2 protein-coding genes are annotated in these 1,637 nt (G+C 60.1%); both read right to left on the reverse strand.

Features of this window, described 5'->3' with window-relative positions; genetic code table 11:
• Positions 1-180: 180 nt before the first annotated feature.
• The gene (locus D8U60_RS17420) at positions 181-1,134 is read right to left on the reverse strand and encodes a hypothetical protein (protein ID WP_016771393.1); all 954 of its coding nucleotides are present in this window, start codon (positions 1,132-1,134) and stop codon (positions 181-183) included.
• 17 nt (positions 1,135-1,151) lie between these two features.
• The coding region (locus tag D8U60_RS17425; protein WP_241663549.1) for a His/Gly/Thr/Pro-type tRNA ligase C-terminal domain-containing protein at positions 1,152-1,637 on the reverse strand (486 nt) is incomplete at its 5' end.

Consider the following 1,637-nt stretch of genomic DNA (forward strand, 5'->3'; position numbering starts at 1 on the left):
AGGCTGGAGGATCTGCGGGGCGGGTTTGAGCAGATGGAGTTGTTTGAGCGGTAGATTCGCGGCGTATTCAGATAGTCATCGCGGGCAAGCCCGCTCCCACATTGATCGATGGTGAAACACATATTGTGTGAACACCCATAAACCCTGTGGGAGCGGGCTTGCCCGCGATGCCTTTAGCTTTTAATTCGGTCCCGGATCAGCCACTAAACGCCCGGCATCCTTGGCCAGAGACTTGAGAAACTCAGTCTGCAACTCAGGATCATTGCGGGTCAGTTCGATCAGACTCTGCTCCAGTTCGCTGGCTTCTTCTTCCAGGCCCAGCTCCGACAGGCGTTTGACCCGGTGTACCCACTGGCTCACTTCGTCATCTTCCAGATCGTCATAAATCAGCCCGTGCGCCTCGATCAACTTGCCGCGCAGGTGGCCGCTGAGCATCAGGGTCGAGTCGGAATGCACATCGTCCTTGGCGTCTTCGACACTGATCTGCAAGCGGCCAACATGGTTGAGGTCATGTTCGGCGAAAGGGCTGTCGAGCAGATTCAAGCGCAGCACGCCGTTGCGGTCGGTGGTCATGTCGAAGGTCTGCTTGCCGGCCTTGACCTGCACCGGTCGTTCGCTCCACGGCAGGCTCGAATACTCCGTGCGCTTGTCGCGCTGGACTTCGTCGATGCCCGCGAGGTTCTGCTGCGCGCGACCGTTGGACTGCACGTTCATGAACGGGTTTAGCCCGGCGAAACCGTAGCTCAGCCAATCCTTGGTGACGCTGTCCGGCAGGTTGCCGAGGGCAAACACGTTGACCACGTTGGCACCGACACCACCGACCACGGCCACCGCGCCCAGCGGAATCTCATAGACTTCGCGCCAGGGTTGGTAAGGCGTGTAGCGGTCGTAACGACGGGTGACCTCGAACTCGGTGACTTCGAAAGTCTTTTGCTCGTTGATCTTCACGCGTCGCTGCGGCAGCTCGAGCACCTTGGGCTCGCCGACATCGATCTGCAGGCTGTGATCGAGCAGTTTTCGCTCGACCCGCTCTTCGTGCTCGCTGCGTTGCGACATGTGATTGGCGCAGCCGCTGACCAGCAGGGCGCCGCACAGGGCGGCGCCACCGAGGCCTAAGGTGTTTCGCTTGAACATGACGTCTCTATCTGGTTTCAGCGGCGGATACGGGCCTGAAGGAAGGACACAACATCGGCCACCGGCAGTGCTTGCGCCTCTGCTTCGGAACGACTCTTGTATTCCAGGTTGCCTTCGGCGAGGCCGCGGTCGCTGACCACGATCCGGTGTGGAATGCCGATCAGCTCCATGTCCGCAAACTTGATGCCCGGGCTGGTTTTCTTGTCGCGATCGTCCAGCAGCACTTCGAAGCCGGCCGCCGTCAGTTCGGCGTACAGCTTGTCGGTGGCTTCGCGCACCTGCTCGGTTTCATAACGCAGCGGTACCAGAGCGATCTGGAACGGCGCCAGGGTGTCGCTCCAGATGATGCCGTTGGCGTCGTTGTTCTGCTCGATGGCAGCAGCCACCACGCGCGATACGCCGATGCCGTAGCAACCCATTTCCAGGGTCACCGGCTTGCCGTTTTCGCCCAGCACTTCGCACTTCATCGCCTTGCTGTACTTGTTGCCCAGCTGGAAGATGTG

The organism is Pseudomonas sp. Sample_11 (assembly GCF_004307505.1).
In the GTDB taxonomy this organism is placed as follows: domain Bacteria; phylum Pseudomonadota; class Gammaproteobacteria; order Pseudomonadales; family Pseudomonadaceae; genus Aquipseudomonas; species Aquipseudomonas atacamensis.

Bases quoted from the DNA above. Each gene is read 5' to 3' on its own strand.
- D8U60_RS17420 (WP_016771393.1), bottom strand. From the start codon at position 1,134: ATGTTCAAGCGAAACACCTTAGGCCTCGGTGGCGCCGCCCTGTGCGGC.